Below are 17,674 nucleotides of genomic sequence, written 5' to 3'. Positions count from 1 at the left end.
GGTGGCGCGATGCGATAATGCCGCATGACCACGACCCATCTTTCCCGAAAAGACTATTTCTGCGCACTGGCGGTCGTGGTCATCTGGGGCACCAACTTCGTCGCCATGAAGGTCGGCATGCGGGGCCTCTCTCCCATGCTGCTGGGCGCCCTGAGATTCGCGCTGGCGGCCTTCCCCCTGATTCTCTTCGTGCGTGCGCCCAGGCTGCCGTGGCGCTGGGTTGCAGCTTACGGGTTGGTGCAGGGCCTGGGCCAGTTCGGGCTGCTCTTTACCGCCTTGAAGTTCGGCATGCCGGCCGGCATGGCGTCGCTGGTGATCCAGACGCAGGCATTCTTCACGCTGCTGCTGGCCGCGCCCATCCTGCATGAGCGCGCGCAGCGCCATCACTGGATCGGGCTGGGCGTGGCGGCGCTGGGGCTGGCGGTCATCGCCGGCGGCCGCGGCGAAGGGCCGGGCCAGATGACCATGGCGGGGTTCGTGCTGACGCTGGGCGGCGCGTTCATGTGGGCCGTGTCCAACATCATCGTGCGCCTGGCCAGCCGCAAGTCGCCGGGCTACGACCCGTTTGCCTTCATCGCCTGGAGCAGCGCCGCGCCGGTGCTGCCTTTCCTGCTGCTGGCCGTGCTGATCGACGGCTGGCAGCCGGTGGTCGGCATGATCATGAACATAGGCTGGGGAGAGATCCTGTCGGTGTTGTACCTGGCGGTGCTGGCCACCTTGGTGGCCTACACGCTGTGGACGCAGTTGCTCACGCGCCACGCCGCCGCCAAGATCGCGCCGTTTTCGCTGCTGGTGCCCGTGGTGGGGCTATGGGCCGCTTCCGTTGCCTTCGGCGAACGCCTGGAGACGCTGCAATGGGTGGGCGTGGCCTGCGTGCTGGCCGGCCTGCTTTTCAACCAGCTGGGCGGGCGCTGGCTGCGCACGCGCTGAGTCTTTCGGCAGGCGCCTTTTTTCCTTTCGCGTCCGTATCGGCCGACCAGACTAGCCCATAACGGCGAGCAGAGGCGACGGCCTCACAGCTGCTCGAAACGGATGTAACGCTTATCGGTGTACTCCCGGCGGGTGGTGATCTCCTGCACGCTGGCGCCCGGGGGGCCGCGCCGCAGCCATTCCAGCATGTGGTCGACCTGGTCGGCGGTGCCCTGCACCATGGCTTCGACCGTGCCGTTCGGCAGGTTCTGCACCCAGCCCTTGGCGCCCAGCATGTGGGCGCGCCGGACCGTGGCGTGGCGGTAGCCCACGCCTTGCACGGTGCCAGTGACCGTGACGTGCACGGTCTCGATATGGGTATCGGCTTTAGGGTCTTGCATCGATTCTCTCTTGGATGAGGCGCCGCGCTCGGCGATGTACGTAGACGGTAGTGACTACGGCGGATGGTCTATAGGCCGGGGGGGCGCCTGGCGATACGTTAGAGCTCATGTCAAAACGTGCCAGCGGGAACACCCGTTACCAGAGCTTGGAGAAGCCATTATGGAAGAGACCAGTTTGTTGTCGGAAGCCGAGACAGCGCGCTACAGGGAACAGGGCTACCTGGCCCTGAAGGACATGTGCCCGCAGGACGAGGTGGGTTACATCCGCAGGACGCTGCTCGACCTGTTCGCGAACAAGACCGGCTACAACGAGGGGGCGCAGTATGACTTTGTGAGCCGCGACGACCCGTCCAAACCTGCCAAGTTTCCCAGCTTGCACGATCCTCGCCATTATGCCCCGGGCCTCTTGAAGACCGAGTACCACGAGCGCACCCTGGAGCTGGCGCGCCAGTTGCTGGGCCCCGAGGCGGCCCTGTACGGCGAACACGCCCTGCTCAAGCCAGGGCCGCACGGACCGGAAACGCCGTGGCATCAGGACGAGGCTTTCCGCTCGCCGGACTTCATCTACAACGAACTCAGCATTTGGCTGGCGCTGCAGCCGGCCACCACGGAAAACGGCTGCATGCAGTTCATCCCGGGTTCCAACAAATGGGACGTGCTGGAGCACCGTTCGCCGGGCGGCGACAAGACCCTGCATCCGCTTGAATGCTGCGGCGATTTTCCGCGCGACCAGGCGGTGCCGGAGCCGCTGGACCCGGGCGGCATCACGGTGCATGACGCCCGCACGCTGCACTTCACCGGGCCGAATACCTCGCAGGCGCCGCGGCTGGCTTACATCCTGATCTACAACACGCCGCCGGTCTACAAGCCGGGCCGCCGCGAATTCCCGTGGCTGGAAGGCCGCTGGACCGACAGCCAGACCCGCAAGAAACAGTGGCACAAGCGCGGCGGACTGGCCGTGGACGTGATGCGCCGTCTGCCCGCCGCGCGGCTGACCAGCCCGCGCTGGGTGGCCTGGGCCACGATTCGGGCGGTGTCCAAGGTCTGGCCGCGATAACGGGGGCGCAGGGGCCGCAAGAGTCCCTGCGATAAAAGGGGGGGCGCGAACGAGGCCGGCAAGCGACGCTTGCCGGCCTCGGCGCGTATACTGGGCGGCGTTGCGGGGCCTGGGAGGGCCGCGCAATCGCTGGAGCTGCCCGCAGCTGGCGGCCCGGCGTCCAAGAATAACGAGCCGCAGCTGGCGCCCCAACACTCCATAGACCACTCCATGACCGCTAACCTTTCTACGATCACCTGCATCGAAGATCTGCGCGCCATTGCGCAGAAGCGCGTGCCGCGCATGTTCTACGACTACGCGGATTCCGGCGCCTGGACCGAAGGCACCTACCGCGCCAACGAAAGCGATTTTCAGAAGATCAAGCTGCGCCAGCGCGTGGCGGTCAATATGGAAGGCCGGTCGCTGCGCACCACCATGGTGGGCCACGACGTGATCATGCCGCTGGCGATCTCGCCCACGGGCCTGACCGGCATGCAGCACGCGGACGGCGAAATTCTGGCGGCCAAGGCAGCGGCCGACTTCGGCGTGCCCTTCACCCTGTCCACCATGAGCATCTGCTCGCTGGAAGATGTGGCCGCGGCCACCAGGAAGCCGTTCTGGTTCCAGCTCTACGTGATGCGCGACCGCGAGTTCGTCGCCAACCTGATCGACCGCGCCAAGGCCGCCGGCTGTTCGGCGCTGGTGCTGACGCTGGACCTGCAGATCCTGGGCCAGCGCCACAAGGACATCAAGAACGGTCTGTCCACCCCGCCCAAGCCCACCCTGCGCAATCTCATCAACCTGGCCACCAAGCCGCGCTGGTGCATGGGCATGCTGGGCACCAAGCGCCGCACTTTCGGCAACATCGTCGGCCACGCCAAGGGCGTGAGTGACCTGTCCTCGCTGTCGGCATGGACGGCTGAACAATTCGACCCGCGCCTGAGCTGGGACGACGTCGAATGGATCAAGCAGCGCTGGGGCGGCAAGCTCATCATCAAGGGCATCCTGGATGTCGAGGACGCCCAATTGGCCGCCAATAGCGGCGCCGATGCGCTCATCGTCAGCAACCACGGCGGGCGTCAGCTGGACGGCGCCATGTCGTCCATCGCCGCCCTGCCCTCGATCGCCGACGCCGTGGGCTCGAAGATCGAAGTGTGGATGGACGGCGGCGTGCGTTCCGGCCAGGACATCCTGAAGGCCGTGGCGCTGGGCGCGCGCGGCGCCATGATCGGCCGCGCATTCCTGTACGGCCTGGGCGCCTATGGCCAGGCCGGCGTGACCCGCGTGCTGGAGATCCTGTACAAGGAAATGGATACGACGATGGCGCTGTGCGGCCGTCGCTCGATCGAGCCCGGCGACCGCAGCATCCTGCTGCCCGGAACCTACCCGAACTGAACGGTTCGGCAGCCCATGAGAAAAAGCCTGGATACGGTAGCGTGCCAGGCTTTTTTCGTTGGCACGCCGATTCGGGAGGTCGCATGAGCCCATGCAGGAACCAATATGACGCGTAACAAACAAAACGGGCGGCGCCGCGTGGGGGCGGTGCTGGGCGCGGCCCTGGCGGCGCTGTTGTCGGCCGGAGCCGCAGCGCAGCAGACCACACTGTACGTAGGCATGAACGGCGGCGACATGGCACGCGCGTTCTCGCAGTATGTGTTTCCGGATTTCGAACGCGCCCACAACGTCAGGATCGTGGTGGTGCCGGGCATGTCGACCGAGGTGCTGGCGCGCGCCCAGGCCGACAAGGGCAAGCCGCGGCTGCACCTCATGTTCCTGGACGACGGCATCATGGCGCGCGCGATCTCCATGGGCTTGTGCACGCAGCTCAACGACGATCCGGTGCTGAAGGAGCTGTATCCCACCGCACTGAAGAAGGACCGCATGGCCGCGGGCATCGACATCGGCATGACGGGCCTGGGCTACAACACCAAGGTGTTCGCCGAGCGGGGCTGGGCGCCGCCGACGTCGTGGATGGACCTCGCCGATCCGAAGTACCGGGGCCAGGTCGTGGTGCAGTCGGCTTCCAGCAGCACCTTTGGCCTGCACGCATTCCTGATGATCAACCGCATCCTGGGCGGAGACGACCGGAACTACGGACCGGGCTTCGCGCACTGGCCGGCCGTGGTCGGTCCGAACGTGCGTGCATACCTGCCGGATTCGGCGCGCCTGGCCGATATGGTGCAGGCCGACGAGGCGGTGCTGTTTCCCTGGACGCCCACGGCCATCTCCCGCCTGAAGATGCGGGGCGTGCACGTGGAATACGCGCAGCCCAAGGAGGGTTCGATGATCCTGATGGTGGGTGAGTGCGTGGTCGCCGGCAATAGCGAGCCGGAGCTGTCGCAGAAGCTGGCGCTGTACCTGCTGTCCGAGCAGGCGCAGACGAAGGCGCTGGAGATGGGCGGACACTTCCCGTCCAACCGCAACGTGCTGGCGCCAGCGGGCCACGCGGATGCGTTGCAGCGCTTCCAGGGCTATATGTCGAACGCCAAGATACCGAACTGGGATCAGATCAACGAGACCCGGCCCGCGTTCAACGCGCGCTGGAACCGGGAGATCGGGCGCTGACGGCCCCCTGCCCGCGGCCGGCCAAAAAGCGCAAAATCTGCAAAGGCCGGCCCGCTACATTGCTCTCCAAGGAGACCGCATGAAGCCCGCAACCCTGAACCTCTATGGCCAGCGCCTGGAACCCGTCCTGCGCTGGTTGGCAAGCCACCCCGACGCCGACCCGGACCTGTACCGGCTGGCCGAGCTGGCCTGCCTGTCGCCGTACCACTTCCATCGCGTCTACCGCGCCATGATGGGAGAGACGGTGAACGCTACCGTGCAGCGCATCCGCATGCACCGCGCGGCGGTGGCGCTGGGGAATTCCGAGGCTTCCTTGCGCGAGGTGGCGCAGCGCGCCGGCTATGAGTCGGACGCGGCGTTCAACCGGGCATTCGGCGCGACCTTCGGCATATCGCCGGGGCGTTACCGGGCTGTCCGCTCCCGTCCCTTCGACCCACAGGAGCTAGGCATGTATCCCATCAAGATCGAAACCTTTCCGGGCGCGACGCTGGCGGTCCTGCCGCATCGCGGCAGCTATCAGGAAATCGGCCCGCTGTTCACGCGCGCCTTCATGCTGGCCGTCAGCCGCGGCATCGCGCAGCCGGATTCCATCGGCTACGGCGTGTACCTCGACGACCCGGAGCAGGTACCGGCCAGCCAGCTGCGTTCCATGGCCGGCATGTCGGTGGCGCCGGATGCGGACCTGGGGGGCGAGCTGGAGCGCTTCGAGATTCCGGAAGGCCGTTGCGCCATCCTGACGTACACCGGGCCCTACAACGAGATGGACAAGGCCTACAACTGGATGTTCTCGCAATGGCTGCCGGCCAGCGGCGAGGTGCCGGCGGACTTTCCCATGTTCGAGCAGTATCTGAACGATCCGCGCACTACGCCGCCGGCGCAATTGCAGACGCGCATCTGCATGCCGCTGAAGTAAGGCGCGGCGGCGTGTGCGCCGCGCCAGACGTGCTCAGCGCGCCGGCGTCTGGAAGCTGACCTGGGCCGGACGGCCCGGCAGGTTCAGGGTGGCGGTGGCGGGCGGCGTGGTCGCCACCACCTGGCCCGCGCGCAGCACCATCAGGCGGGTGGCGCGCAGGCGCAGCGCTTCGACCGCGTCGCGCGCCTGCAGCAGCACCAGGTCGGCGCGCTTGCCGACCGCCAGGCCGGTTTCGTCCAGGCCCAGGATCTTGGCCGGCGTGGTGGTGACGGCTTCGAAACAGGCGCGCATGGCGTCCTGGCCCGTCATCTGGGCCACGTGCAGGCCCATGTGCGCCACTTCCAGCATGTCGCCCGAACCCAGGCTGTACCAGGGGTCCATCACGCAGTCATGGCCGAAAGCCACCGGCACGCCGGCGGCCAGCAGCTCGGGCACGCGCGTCATGCCGCGGCGCTTCGGATAGGTGTCGTGGCGGCCTTGCAGCGTGATGTTGATCAGCGGGTTGGCGATGGCGGACACGCCGGCTTCGCGCATCAGCGGAATCAGCTTGGAGACGTAGTAGTTATCCATGGAGTGCATGGACGTCAGGTGCGAACCCGTCACGCGGCCTTGCAGGCCCAGGCGCTGCGTGTGGTACGCCAGCGTCTCGATGTGGCGCGACAGCGGATCGTCGCTTTCATCGCAGTGCATGTCCACGCGCAGGCCGCGTTCGGCGGCCAGTTCGCACAGGATGCGCACCGATTCCGCGCCGTCCTGCATGGTGCGTTCGAAGTGCGGAATGCCGCCCACCACGTCCACGCCCATGTCCAGCGCGCGCTTGAGGTTGTCCAGGGCGCCGGGGGCGCGCAGCACGCCGTCCTGCGGGAAGGCCACCAACTGCAGGTCCAGGTAGGGTTTGACCTTCTCGCGCACATGCAGCAGCGCTTCCGTGGCCAGGAGGCGCGGATCGCACACGTCCACATGCGAGCGGATGGCCAGCAGACCGCGCGCCACGGCCCAGTCGCAATAAGCCAGCGCGCGTTCGACCAGCGCTTCCTGCGTCAGCAGCGGCTTGAGCTCGCCCCACAGCGCGATGCCTTCCAGCAGCGTGCCGGATTGGTTCACGCGCGGCAGTCCGAAGGACAGCGTGGAGTCCATATGGAAGTGCGCGTCGACGAAAGGCGGCGCCACCAGCTGGCCGGCCGCGTCCACGATCTGCGCGGCCTCGGCCTTCAGCGCTGGCTCCAAGGCCGCGATGCGGCCGCCGGCGATGCCGATGTCGATGTTCTGGCGGCCATCGGGCAGCGTGCAGTGTCTAAGAATCAGATCGAGCATGGAATTCCTTGCGGAAGGTTTCTGTTGTTCATGGTACTGCGGCCCCCGTTCTTCGCGTTGAGCTGGCGTATCCCATCCGGGGCGCACGGAGCCGGCTTTGCCGGTCCGTAGCGTCGCCCCCTTGAGGGGGAAGCGCGCAGCGCTTCGGGGGTGGACCCTTCCTCTACCTCTCTCCTTTGCGGTAGGGCTTCATCAACGCCTGCGGGTAGGCGGCGCGACGCGCCATCACCACCAGGGCGAGGATGGACAGGACGTAGGGCAGCATCAGATAGACCTGGTACGGCAACTCCGGCAGGCCGGGCAGCGCTGCGCCGCCTTGCTGCATGCGCAATTGCAGCGCGTCGAAGAAGGCGAAGATCAGTGCGCCCAGCAGCGCCTTGCCGGGCCGCCACGACGCGAACACGACCAGCGCCACGCAGACCCAGCCGCGGCCGTTGACCATGTTGAAGAAGAAGGCATTGAACGCCGCCAGCGTCAGGAAGCTTCCTGCCACGCCCATCAGCGCGGAGCCGGCCACGATGGCGCCCATGCGCAAGCGCGTGACCGACAGGCCTTGCCCTTCGGCCGCGGCCGGGTTCTCGCCCACCATGCGGATCGCCAGGCCGACCGGCGTGCGGTTCAGCACCCAGGCCAGTATCGGCACCGCTGCCAGGGCCAGCAGGGTCATGGGCGTCTGCCCGGCCAGCACCGGGCCGATGAGCGGAATGCCGTCCAGGAACTTCATTTCTGCAAACGGCGTGATCGTGGGCGGCGTGTTCACGCTGGGGAACGTGACGCGGTAGGCGAAGTAGCTCAGGCTGGTGGCCAGCAGCGTCACGCCCAGGCCGGACACGTGCTGCGACAGGCCCAGCGGCACGGTCAGCACCGCGTGCAGCAGGCCGAACACCGCGCCCGCAAAAGCGGCCGCCAGCACGCCCACATACAGCGGCGCGCCCAGATACACCACCAGCCAGCCGGTGAAGGCGCCGGCGGCCATGATGCCTTCGATGCCCAGGTTCAGCACGCCCGCGCGCTCGCACAGCAGCACGCCCAGCGTGCCGAGTATCAGCGGCGTTGCCAGGCGCAGCACCGCCACCCAGAACGCCGACGAGCTCATCAGATCCATCCATTCCATGGCGCGCTCCTCAGGCCCGGTTGCGGCGCAGGCGGTACTGCGCAAATAGCGTCGCGACCAGCATGGCGAGCAACGAAGTGGCGACGATGACGTCGGCGATGTAGTTCGGCACCGCGATGGCGCGGCTCATGCTGTCCGCGCCCACCAGCATGCCAGCCACGAACAGGCTGGCCAGGATCACGCCCAGCGGATGCAGGCCGGCCAGCATAGCCACCACCACGCCGGTGTAGCCATAGCCCGGCGACATGTCGAGCGTGACGTAGCCGGTGCGGCCCGCCACTTCGATCGCGCCCGCCAGGCCAGCCAGCGCGCCCGACAGCATGGCGGTGCCCAGCATCACACGGTTCACCGGCAAGCCCAGGAAGCGCGAGGCGTGCGCGTTGGCGCCGACCGCGCGCATCTGGAAGCCGAATACGGTGTAGCGGTTCAGCAGCCACAGCCCCAGCGCCAGGCCGGCAGCCCACAAGAGGCCGGTATGGGCGCGGGTGCGCTCGATCAGCTTGCCGAGCTCCAGGTCGCCGTTGAGCGCCACGGACTGCGGCCAGCCCATGGCCATGGGGTCCTTCATGGGGCCGTCCAGCATCATCGACACGAACAGCAGCACGATGAAGTTGCCCAGCAGCGTGGTCACCACTTCATCCACGCCCAGCCGGGTCTTGAGGATGGCGGGGATCAACAGCAGCAAGGCGCCAGCCAGCGCCGCCGCCAGCATCATGCCGGCAAACAGCGCAGGCACGGGCAGGTCGAAGCCGGTGCCGTCATGCAGGCCGCCGACTGCCACCGCGGCCAGAGCGCCCAGGTATAGCTGGCCCTCGGCGCCGATGTTGTAGAAGCGCGCGCGGAATGCCACCGCACAGGCCAGGCCGGTCAGCATCAACGGGGTCGCGCGGGTCAGGGTTTCGGATAGCGCGAAGCGCGAGCCGAATGCGCCTTCGAACAGCAAGGCATAGGTGCGGCCCACGGGGGCGCCGGCCCAGGCCACCAGCAGGGTGCAGACCGCCAGCGTGAAGGCGATGGCCGCGAAGGGCGCCACGGCCAGCGCCAGGCGGCTGGGCTCCGGGCGGCGTTCCAGGATCAGTTTCATGCGAGTAATGCTCGGTAGGGTGTGGAGACGCGCGGGACGTGGCGGGTTTTCATCCCTGCGTGCCCGTCATGGCCAGGCCCACCGTGGCGGGCGTCCATTCGGACACCGGCTTCACGGCGATCAGCTTGCCGCCGCACAGTACGGCGATGCGGTCGGCCAGGGCGAAGATCTCTTCCAGGTCTTCGGACACCAGCAGCACGCCCGCGCCGCGCGTGCGCGCCGCAAGCAGCTGCTCGCGCACATAGGCGACCGCGCCGATGTCCAGGCCCCAGGTGGGCTGGTCGGCCACGATGAAGCGCGGTTCGCGGGCCAGCGTGCGGCCCAGGATCAGCTTCTGCATATTGCCGCCGGACAGGCTGCGGGTGCGCACGTCGAGCGATGCGGCGCGCACGTCGAACTGCTTGGCCAGGGCCTGCGCATAGGCTTTGCCCGCTCGCGCCCGGACCAGGCCCCAGCGCGCGAAGCGCGGGTCCTTCAGGTCTTCGACGATGGCGTTTTCCCACAAGGGACTGTCGCCGATCACGCCTTCGCCGTGGCGATCTTCGGGGATGCGGCCGACGTGGGCCGCGGTCCAGCCGGCCGGCGTGGTGGGCGCCGCCGCATGCTCGGGACCCAGGCGGATGGTGCCGTCGCTGGGCTGGCGCAAACCGGTCAGCACCGACACCAGCGCCTGCTGGCCGTTGCCGGCCACGCCCGCGATCGCCACGATCTCGTGCTTGTGGACAACCAGGTCCAGGCTGTCCAGGCGCGTCGCGCCGTCACGGCCGTCGCGCACCGTCACTTGCGACAAGGTCACCACGGGCGCGGCCTGCTCGGCCGCAGCCACGGCTTCGGCGTGCGGCATGACGACCTTGCGACCCACCATCAGCTCGGCCAATTCGGCCGGACTGGTGCTGGCGGTTTCGCGCTCGGCCACCAGCTTGCCCTGGCGCAGCACCGCCACGCGGCCCGACACCGCCATGACTTCGTCGAGCTTGTGCGAGATGAAGATCACCGCGAGGCCTTCGTCGACGAAGCCGCGCAAGGTGGCAAAGAGGTCCTGCACTTCCTGCGGCGTGAGCACGGCGGTGGGCTCGTCCAGGATCAGGACGCGCGCGCCGCGATACAGCGCCTTCAGGATCTCGACCCGCTGCTTCTCGCCGACCGACAGCGTGCCGACGCGCGCGTCCGGATCCACGCTCAGGCCGAAGCGCTGGCCGAGTTCGACCAGGCGCTGGCGGGCCTTGCCGCGGCCGGACGCCAGCTTCCACAGCGATTCCGTGCCGACCATGATGTTGTCCAGCACGGTCAGGTTGTCCGCCAGCGTGAAGTGCTGATGCACCATGCCGACCCCGGCCGCCAATGCGGCGTCGGGCCGGCCGGCAGGCAAGGCCTGGCCGAAGACTTCGATGTTGCCGGCGTCGGCCACGTAATGGCCGAACAGGATCGACACCAAGGTCGATTTGCCGGCGCCGTTCTCGCCCAGCAAGGCCAACACTTCGCCCTGGCGCAGCGTGAGCGATATGTCGTCGTTGGCCGTGAGGCTGCCAAAGCGTTTGGTGATCCCCGACAGTTGCAGGGCGAGAGGCGCGTGGTTCATCGTGCCGAGGACTTGGGTTCTTTGTCGTTGACCTTGACGCTGAAGCTGCCGTCCAGGATGGCCTTCTGCTTGGCCTGGACCTTGGCCATCAGGTCGGCGGGAATCTTGCTTTCGAAGGTGCCCAGCGGCGCCAGCGACGAGCCCTTGTGCTTCATCAGCGAATACTGGCCGTAGTCATCGGCCTTGAACGTGCCGGCGCGCACCTGCTTGAGCGCTTCGTCGATGGTGGGTTCCATGCTCCACAGCGCCGAGGCGACCACGGTCTCCGGATACTGCTGCTGCGTGTCGATCACGTTGCCGATGGCCAGCTTGCCGCGCTCCTTGGCGGCGTCCGATACGCCGAAGCGCTCGGCATAGAGCACGTCCGCGCCCTTGTCGATCATGGCGAAGGCGGCTTCCTTGGCCTTCGGGGGATCGAACCAGGAGCCGATGAAGGTCACGGTGAATTCGGTCTGCGGGTTCACTTCCTTGGCGCCTTCGATGAAGGCGTGCATCAGGCGGTTCACTTCAGGAATGGGGTAGCCGCCCACCAGGCCGATCTTGCCCGTCTTGCTCATGCCGCCGGCAATCATGCCGGTCAGGTAGGCGGGTTCCTGGATGTAGTTGTCGAACACCGAGAAGTTGGGTTGCTGCGGCTTGCCCGAGGAACCCATCAGGAAAGCGGTCTGCGGATAGTCCTTGGCCACCTTGCGGGCGGCGGCTTCCACCGCGAAGGCCTCGCCCACCACCAGCTTGTTGCCTTGTTCCGCGTACTGACGCATCACGCGCTCGTAATCGGCGTTGGTGACGTTTTCCGAGAACGTGTATTCGATCTCGCCGCGATCGCGGGCCGCGACCAGCGCCTTGTGGATGCGCGACACCCATTGCTGTTCGACCGGCACCGTGTAGATGGCGGCGACCTTGGTCTTGGCGGGCGCCTGAGCCTGGGCGGCGCCCGAGAACAGCAGCGCGCCGGCGGCGGCGGCGGCCAGCTTGAGCAGGCCGCGGCGGGCGATGCCGGCGACGGACGGGGTGGAAAAGGCTTTCATGCGGGTGACTCCTGCGAAGGGAGGGAAAGGGATGGGGATTGGTGGCGATGCGCGCTGGGCACCGATCCGCGCGCTGCTGGAGCGCGCGCGCGGCCGCGGCCCGGTTCCATATGGCGGCCGCCGGCAGACGTGCCGGGACTAGCGTACGGAAACGAGGGCGTGGGATCGGTCATCGGATGGGGAGCGCCAGGCGACGCGCCCCATCCGAATGGTCGGGTTCGCTGCCAGCCCTGGCGAAGCAAGTTGTATGCCATGGGGCATTCCCGCGACAAGTCGGGGAAACCTGATGGCCGGGCAGGATTATAGGCACCCTGGCGGGGATTGGTGGCACCAGGACGGTGCGCGGCGTTTCAAGGGGTGGACAGAGCGGCCGTATGGAACGGGCCGTTGCGGCCGCCGATGCGCCGATCTCCGGTCTGCGCGCCTAAAATCGCAGGCATGAGCCGCGCGCGTGGCGCGGCAAGCTGGAAGACCCCATGCAAGATATACAACTGCTGCTGGAACAGTACGGCGGGTGGCTGGTGTTTGCCAACGTGCTGGTCGAGCAGGCCGGCTTGCCGGTACCCGCCTATCCCATGCTGATCGCTGCCGGCGCGCTGGCCGGCGCGGGCGGGTGGCTCGTGCCCTGGATGGCGGCTACGGTCGCCTGCCTGCTGGCCGACAGCCTTTGGTATGCCGCTGGCCAGCGCTACGGCTCGCGTCTTCTGGGCGTGATCTGCAAGATGTCGCTGTCGCAGGATTCCTGCATCCGGCAGACGCAGCGCCTGTACCTGCGCATAGGCGTGCGTGCGTTGCTGGTGTGCAAGTTCTTGCCGGGTGCGGGGGCGCTGTCCACCGTTATGGCGGGATTGACGGGCACGCCCTACCGGCGTTTCCTGGGCTACGACATCGTGGGCTCGCTGATCTGGTCGGGTTCGGCCCTGCTGTTGGGCGGCCTGTTCCACAACGTGATCAACGACGTGCTGGAGATCCTGGGCACCTACGGCGCCATGGGGCTGGGCGTGCTGGCGGCGGTGCTGGCGTTGTACATCCTGGCGCGTTTCCTGCGGCGCCGGATCCTGCTGCGCAGCCTGCGCGTGATTCCGCGGCTGTCGGTGGATGAGCTGATGCAGTGGCGCCAGGACGGCCGCAACGCGCTGGTGTTCGACGTGCGCCCCGAAGCGCTGCGCGAAGAGCAGCGCATCCCCGGCGCCATCGCCGTGGACCTGAAAGCCCCCTTGCCTCGGCTGGACGCCCAGGCGCTGGAGTCCGACATCGTCGTGTACTGCGCTTGCCCCAACGAGGTGTCGGCGGCATTGCTGGCGTCGCGGCTGCGCGCTGCCGGTTATCCCAAGACCTGGGCGCTGCGCGGCGGATATCAAGCCTGGCAGGAGCACGAGCACCCGCTCCCCCCGCAAGGCGCATAATGCCGCCATGAGCCCGCGCAGACGGCGGGCAGCCTACAAGGAGAGACAGGCATGCGGATGTTGTTCTTGGGCGCCGGCGGCACCGGCGGATACTTCGGCGGACGGGCGGCTCAGGCGGGCGCGGACGTGACCTTCCTGGTGCGCGAGCCGCGCGCCGCGCGGATCCGCGAACAGGGCCTGCGCATCAAGAGTCCGCTGGGCGACGCCACGCTGCAGCCGCAGCTGGTCACGCAACAGACGCTACAAGGCAGCTACGACGTGGTGGTGCTGAGCTGCAAGGCCTATGACCTGGCCAGCGCCATCGAGGCCATCCGCCCCGCGGTCGGACCCGACACCGCCGTGCTGCCCATCATGAACGGCGTGCTGCAGTACGACGTGCTGGACCGCGAGTTCGAGCCGCACCGGGTGCTGGGCGGACTGTGCCAGATCAACGCCACCCTGGGCCCCGAGGGCGAAGTGGTGCATCTGGGCAAGTACGCCAACATCGTCTTCGGCGAGCGCGCCGGCCCCGCCCGCAGCGAACGCTGCGTCGCGCTGGAACAGGCCCTGGCCGGCGGCGAGTACGTCAGCCGCCTGAGCACCGACATCTACCAGGACATCTGGGAGAAATACGTGTTCCTGACCACGATGGCCGCCGCCACCTGCCTGATGCGCGGCACGATCGGGCAGATTGCCTCTTCTGATGACGGCATCGACATCATGACCGGGCTGCTGCAGGAATCGCAAGCCGTTGCCGCCGCCTCGGGCCATGCGGTGCGGCCTGAGGCCGACGCCTCGGCGCGCAAGGTGATCGGGGACCGCACCCAGCCCGTGACCGCGTCGATGTTCCGCGACCTGAGCCAGGGCCTGCCGGTCGAGGCCGATCATATCGTCGGCGACATGGTGCGGCGCGCCCGCACCCTGGGCGTGGACGCGACCTACCTGCGCACGGCTTACGCGCATCTGCAGGTCTATCAGGCGCAGCGCGCCGCAGCCTGATCGCTGCGCTTCCCGGCGGCCCCCTGTTCAAGCGGTGCCGTCGGGAGCACACTGGTCTGAGGGCGGCGAAAACGCCGGCAGGGCTGCCTCTTCGGTCCGTTGCGGGCGGGTTTGCCAAGTATTGGTGCATAAATTGCAAAAAACTCATCCGGTTTTACGGGTTTTTCGATCGGATTTGTACGAATAGTATGGCTTTGCCTGAGCCAAAACGTGTTGCGCCGCAAGTCGCGGCGGCCCTGGCTCCCCCTACCCAAGGAGCAAGACCATGAAAGTTGCATTGATCGGAATCACCGGCCGCGTGGGTTCGCGCGTGGCGGACGAATTGCTCAAGCGCGGCCACCAGGTCACGGGCATCGCCCGCAACCTGTCCGACGTGAATCCGCAGCTCGGCCTGACCATCAAGCAGGGCGACGCCACCGATCCCGAAGCGCTGACCTCGTTGCTGAAGGGCCACGACGCCGTGATCAGCGCGTCGCGCTTCGTGTCGTCGGACGCCAAGCCGCTCCTGAGCGCCGTGAAGGACGCGGGCGTGCCGCGTCTGCTGGTGGTCGGCGGCGCGGGCAGCCTGCTGGTCGCCCCCGGCAAGATGCTGATCGACACCCCCGAATTCCCCGACGCCTACAAGCCCGAAGCGCGCGCCGGCGTGGTGTTCCTGGACACGTTGCGCCATGAAAAAGTGCTGAACTGGACCTTCCTGTCGCCTTCGGCGCTGTTCGAGCCGGGCGAGCGCACCGGCACGTTCCGTTTGGGCGACGACACCCTGCTGGCCGACGACGAAGGCAAGAGCTGGATTTCGATGGAAGACTATGCCATTGCGCTGGTCGATGAACTCGAGACGCCCAAGCATTCGCGCCGCCGCTACACCGTCGGCTACTGAGCCCGGCCGTCGGCGGGACCACGAAGGGCCTCGGCAAGAGGCCCTTTTTCATTGGGGCCCAAGGCCCGGGATCCATGTTTTTGTTTGTAAACTGGCGCACCGCCAGCCGGCGTTCCGATACCTGAGTTTGCCCCGTATGCGTATGAAGTTGAAATCGTTGGCCGTTTGCTTGCTGGTCGCCGCAACCTGTGTGGCTGCCGCGCCGGCAAGCGCGGCAGCGCCTCAGTCCAACAAGGACCTTGTGGTGGCGTTTTTCCGCATGATGTTCCAGGACCGCGATGTCGACGAGGCGGTGCGCCTGTACGTCAGCCCGAACTACGTCCAGCACAACCCCTATATGCAGGACGGCGTCGGTCCCCTGGTGGATTTCTTTCCCGCCTATTTCGAGCAGCATCCGCAGTCCATCGTCGAGATCAAGCGCGTGATCGCCGAGGGCGACCTGGTGCTTATCCACAACCTGTGGCGCGATTCGCCGGAAGACCGCGGCCAGGCCGTGATGGATATCTTCCGTGTGGAAGACGGCAAGATCGTGGAACACTGGGACGTTAGCCAGGAAATCCCCGAGAACCCCGCCAACAAGAACGGCATGTTCTAGGAAGCGCCGCATGTCCAGCATCGAACCCGTAGACCTGTCCCGCGCCTATCTGCTGCTGAACCACGGCCCCACGGTGCTGGTGACCAGCGCTCATGGCGATGCGCGCAACGTCATGGCGGCCGCCTGGGCCATGCCCCTGGATTTCAGTCCGCCCAAGATGCTGGTGGTGGTGGACAAGAACACCTACACGCGCGGATTGATCGAAGCTTCGGGCGAGTTCGCGCTGTGCATCCCGTCGCGTGCGCAGGCGCGCGCCACGCTGCGGGTGGGCACCGATTCCGGGCGCGACGAGGACAAGTTCCAGGCCAGCGGCCTGACGACGTTCCCCGCCAGCAAGATCGGCGCGCCGCTCATCAGCGGTTGCCTGGGCTGGCTGGAATGCCGCGTCGTGCCCGAGCCGCACAATCAGCAGGCCTACGATCTCTTCATCGGCGAAGTCGTGGCCGCGTGGGCCGCGCCGGAAGTGTTTTCCGGCAACCGCTGGCATTTCCCTGACGACGAGCGCCGTTCGGTGCATTACGTGGCCGGCGGCTCCTTCTTCGCCACTGGCGAAGCCTTCAACGTTTCCGATCCGGAGTAACCAACATGCGCAGCGTATATCTGGCGGGTTTCGACGTGTTCCTGCCCGATGCGGCGGCGCACGGAAAACGCTTGAAGGCGCTCTGCGCCACCTATGGGTTCGACGGTCTGTTCCCGCTGGACAACGAGGCGCCGCACGATCTATCGGGTCCGTCGCTGGCGCAATGGATCTACCGCGAGAACGTCGCGCTGATACGGCGCGCCGACATGGTGATGGCCAACCTGAATCCGTTCCGCGGCGCCGAACCCGATTCCGGCACGGCCTTCGAAGTCGGCTACGCCATCGCCTGCGGCAAGCCGGTATGGGGCTATACCGGCCAGGTCGGTTCGCTGATCGATCAGGTGGCGGTGGGCGCGGCGGCAGACGATGGCGCATCGCGCATGGTCGATGCGCATGGCTACACCGTGGAAGACTTTGGCCTGAACCTGAATCTGATGCTGGCGTGCAGCGCCCGCATCGTCACGGGCAGCGCGGCCGACTGCCTGGCGCAGATGGCCCGCGAACCGGGGCGCTGACGGCCCCGAACCATTGCGCGGCTAGCGGCGCGCAGTCTTCGCCGTCTTGCGCGGCGCGGGACGCGCGGCCGGCTCGCCCAGATACCCCATCACCGCGTCGACCACCGCCTGTTCCAGCTGCCGCGTCGAGAATCCCGCGGGCGGCTCCAGCGCTGCGGCATGCACCAGCGACTCCATGATGCGCAACACCACATAGGTCGCCAGATCCCGGTCCTGCTGCGCGATTTCGGCACGATGCAGTTCCAGCAGATGACGCATGCGCCTGTGGATATCCTGATCCGCGCGGCTGTGCTCGTGCGGCTGGTCGAACAGCGGAAACTCCCTTTCCAGCACGCGGTGCAGCGCGGGCTCCAGCATGTGGGCGTGCAGCATCGCTTCGACAATGGCCGCGACGCGTTCGCGCAGCGTGGCCGCGGGATTGCTGTCCAGGACCGCGTCTATCACGTCCAGCATCTGGTTGTCGTGGCGGTTATGCAGCGCCGCGATCAGGGCGTTCTTGTTGGGGAAGTACTGATACAGCGAACCGACGCTGACGCCGGCCGTCTCCGCGATCAGATTGGTATTGGTGCCCGCATAGCCATGGGTCGCCAGAACGCGAGCCGTGGCTTGCAAAATTGTCTCTACGGTGTGCTGGGATCTGAGCTGACGCGGCGATTTCCGGGGCTGTGGGATGGCAGTCATGGGTACTGTGAAAGGCGAGTATCGAATATGAGCAACGGCTCATAAAATTTCCAGCAGGCAATCCGGTTCATCGCCCGCACACGGCGATTATGCCATCGG

General features: G+C 67.0%; 18 protein-coding genes. 11 read left to right on the top strand and 7 right to left on the bottom strand.

Going from position 1 to position 17,674, the window contains the following annotated elements:
- Positions 1–24 precede the first annotated feature (24 nt).
- Complete coding sequence (locus tag ACM1PE_RS28840; protein WP_280014443.1) at positions 25–930, top strand: EamA family transporter; 906 nt, start codon at positions 25–27, stop codon at positions 928–930.
- 83 nt (positions 931–1,013) lie between these two features.
- Here the strand turns inward: ACM1PE_RS28840 and ACM1PE_RS28835 are convergent, their stop codons facing one another.
- Positions 1,014–1,310, bottom strand: a complete 297-nt coding sequence (locus ACM1PE_RS28835; RefSeq protein ID WP_059376413.1) for an acylphosphatase — start codon at positions 1,308–1,310, stop codon at positions 1,014–1,016.
- A gap of 160 nt (positions 1,311–1,470) precedes the next feature.
- Between ACM1PE_RS28835 and ACM1PE_RS28830 the strand changes: the two genes are divergently transcribed.
- The 4 genes from ACM1PE_RS28830 (at position 1,471) to ACM1PE_RS28815 (ending at position 5,824) form a co-directional block, all read left to right on the top strand.
- The gene (locus tag ACM1PE_RS28830) at positions 1,471–2,367 is read left to right on the top strand and encodes a phytanoyl-CoA dioxygenase family protein (RefSeq protein ID WP_059376419.1); all 897 of its coding nucleotides are present in this window, start codon (positions 1,471–1,473) and stop codon (positions 2,365–2,367) included.
- Between the two features lie 210 nt (positions 2,368–2,577).
- Positions 2,578–3,741: an alpha-hydroxy acid oxidase gene (locus ACM1PE_RS28825; protein ID WP_419341792.1), complete on the top strand. Its 1,164-nt coding sequence runs from the start codon at positions 2,578–2,580 to the stop codon at positions 3,739–3,741.
- A 105-nt stretch (positions 3,742–3,846) separates the two neighbouring features.
- Positions 3,847–4,911, top strand: coding sequence for an extracellular solute-binding protein (locus ACM1PE_RS28820; protein WP_419341789.1), 1,065 nt, complete (start codon positions 3,847–3,849; stop codon positions 4,909–4,911).
- Between the two features lie 79 nt (positions 4,912–4,990).
- A complete protein-coding gene (locus ACM1PE_RS28815) occupies positions 4,991–5,824 on the top strand; it encodes an AraC family transcriptional regulator (RefSeq protein ID WP_118932748.1) in 834 nt (277 codons plus the stop codon).
- Positions 5,825–5,857: 33 nt separating this feature from the next.
- Here the strand turns inward: ACM1PE_RS28815 and ACM1PE_RS28810 are convergent, their stop codons facing one another.
- From ACM1PE_RS28810 to ACM1PE_RS28790, 5 genes are all read right to left on the bottom strand, one after another.
- Positions 5,858–7,138, bottom strand: coding sequence for an amidohydrolase family protein (locus ACM1PE_RS28810; RefSeq protein WP_059376437.1), 1,281 nt, complete (start codon positions 7,136–7,138; stop codon positions 5,858–5,860).
- Positions 7,139–7,301: 163 nt separating this feature from the next.
- Complete coding sequence (locus ACM1PE_RS28805; protein WP_054455740.1) at positions 7,302–8,252, bottom strand: ABC transporter permease; 951 nt, start codon at positions 8,250–8,252, stop codon at positions 7,302–7,304.
- Between the two features lie 10 nt (positions 8,253–8,262).
- Positions 8,263–9,336 (bottom strand): ABC transporter permease, encoded by a 1,074-nt coding sequence (locus ACM1PE_RS28800; protein ID WP_059376442.1) that lies wholly within the window; start codon positions 9,334–9,336, stop codon positions 8,263–8,265.
- A gap of 49 nt (positions 9,337–9,385) precedes the next feature.
- Entirely contained in the window at positions 9,386–10,915 is a 1,530-nt protein-coding gene (locus tag ACM1PE_RS28795; protein WP_419341786.1) for an ABC transporter ATP-binding protein, read from the bottom strand.
- Positions 10,912–11,943, bottom strand: coding sequence for a BMP family protein (locus tag ACM1PE_RS28790; RefSeq protein ID WP_059376449.1), 1,032 nt, complete (start codon positions 11,941–11,943; stop codon positions 10,912–10,914). The genes ACM1PE_RS28795 and ACM1PE_RS28790 overlap by 4 nt, the downstream gene beginning before the upstream one ends.
- Before the next feature lie 476 nt (positions 11,944–12,419).
- On the opposite strand from ACM1PE_RS28790, the gene ACM1PE_RS28785 reads away from it, so the two are divergent.
- The 6 genes from ACM1PE_RS28785 to ACM1PE_RS28760 all read left to right on the top strand — a co-directional run bounded on the left by ACM1PE_RS28785 (position 12,420) and on the right by ACM1PE_RS28760 (position 16,894).
- Positions 12,420–13,349 carry a DedA family protein/thiosulfate sulfurtransferase GlpE gene (locus ACM1PE_RS28785; protein ID WP_059376452.1) on the top strand — a complete coding sequence of 310 codons (930 nt, stop codon included), beginning with the start codon at positions 12,420–12,422 and terminating at the stop codon, positions 13,347–13,349.
- A gap of 51 nt (positions 13,350–13,400) precedes the next feature.
- Positions 13,401–14,327, top strand: a complete 927-nt coding sequence (panE, locus tag ACM1PE_RS28780; protein WP_059376456.1) for a 2-dehydropantoate 2-reductase — start codon at positions 13,401–13,403, stop codon at positions 14,325–14,327.
- A gap of 265 nt (positions 14,328–14,592) precedes the next feature.
- Positions 14,593–15,204, top strand: coding sequence for an NAD(P)-dependent oxidoreductase (locus ACM1PE_RS28775; protein ID WP_059376457.1), 612 nt, complete (start codon positions 14,593–14,595; stop codon positions 15,202–15,204).
- Between the two features lie 136 nt (positions 15,205–15,340).
- Positions 15,341–15,799 (top strand): nuclear transport factor 2 family protein, encoded by a 459-nt coding sequence (locus tag ACM1PE_RS28770; RefSeq protein WP_118932751.1) that lies wholly within the window; start codon positions 15,341–15,343, stop codon positions 15,797–15,799.
- A gap of 10 nt (positions 15,800–15,809) precedes the next feature.
- Positions 15,810–16,379, top strand: coding sequence for a flavin reductase family protein (locus ACM1PE_RS28765; protein WP_054455727.1), 570 nt, complete (start codon positions 15,810–15,812; stop codon positions 16,377–16,379).
- Positions 16,380–16,384: 5 nt separating this feature from the next.
- Positions 16,385–16,894, top strand: a complete 510-nt coding sequence (locus ACM1PE_RS28760) for a nucleoside 2-deoxyribosyltransferase (protein ID WP_419341783.1) — start codon at positions 16,385–16,387, stop codon at positions 16,892–16,894.
- Positions 16,895–16,915: 21 nt separating this feature from the next.
- Here ACM1PE_RS28760 and ACM1PE_RS28755 read toward each other — a convergent pair whose 3' ends face one another.
- Entirely contained in the window at positions 16,916–17,575 is a 660-nt protein-coding gene (locus ACM1PE_RS28755) for a TetR/AcrR family transcriptional regulator (protein ID WP_059376463.1), read from the bottom strand.
- Positions 17,576–17,674 lie beyond the last annotated feature (99 nt).

Origin of the sequence: Achromobacter sp. PD1 (assembly GCF_048541815.1) — a bacterium.
In the GTDB taxonomy this organism is placed as follows: Bacteria; Pseudomonadota; Gammaproteobacteria; order Burkholderiales; family Burkholderiaceae_B; genus Achromobacter; species Achromobacter bronchisepticus_A.
Note: the sequence above shows the minus strand (reverse complement) of the source record. Positions and strands in the feature narration are given on the sequence as shown.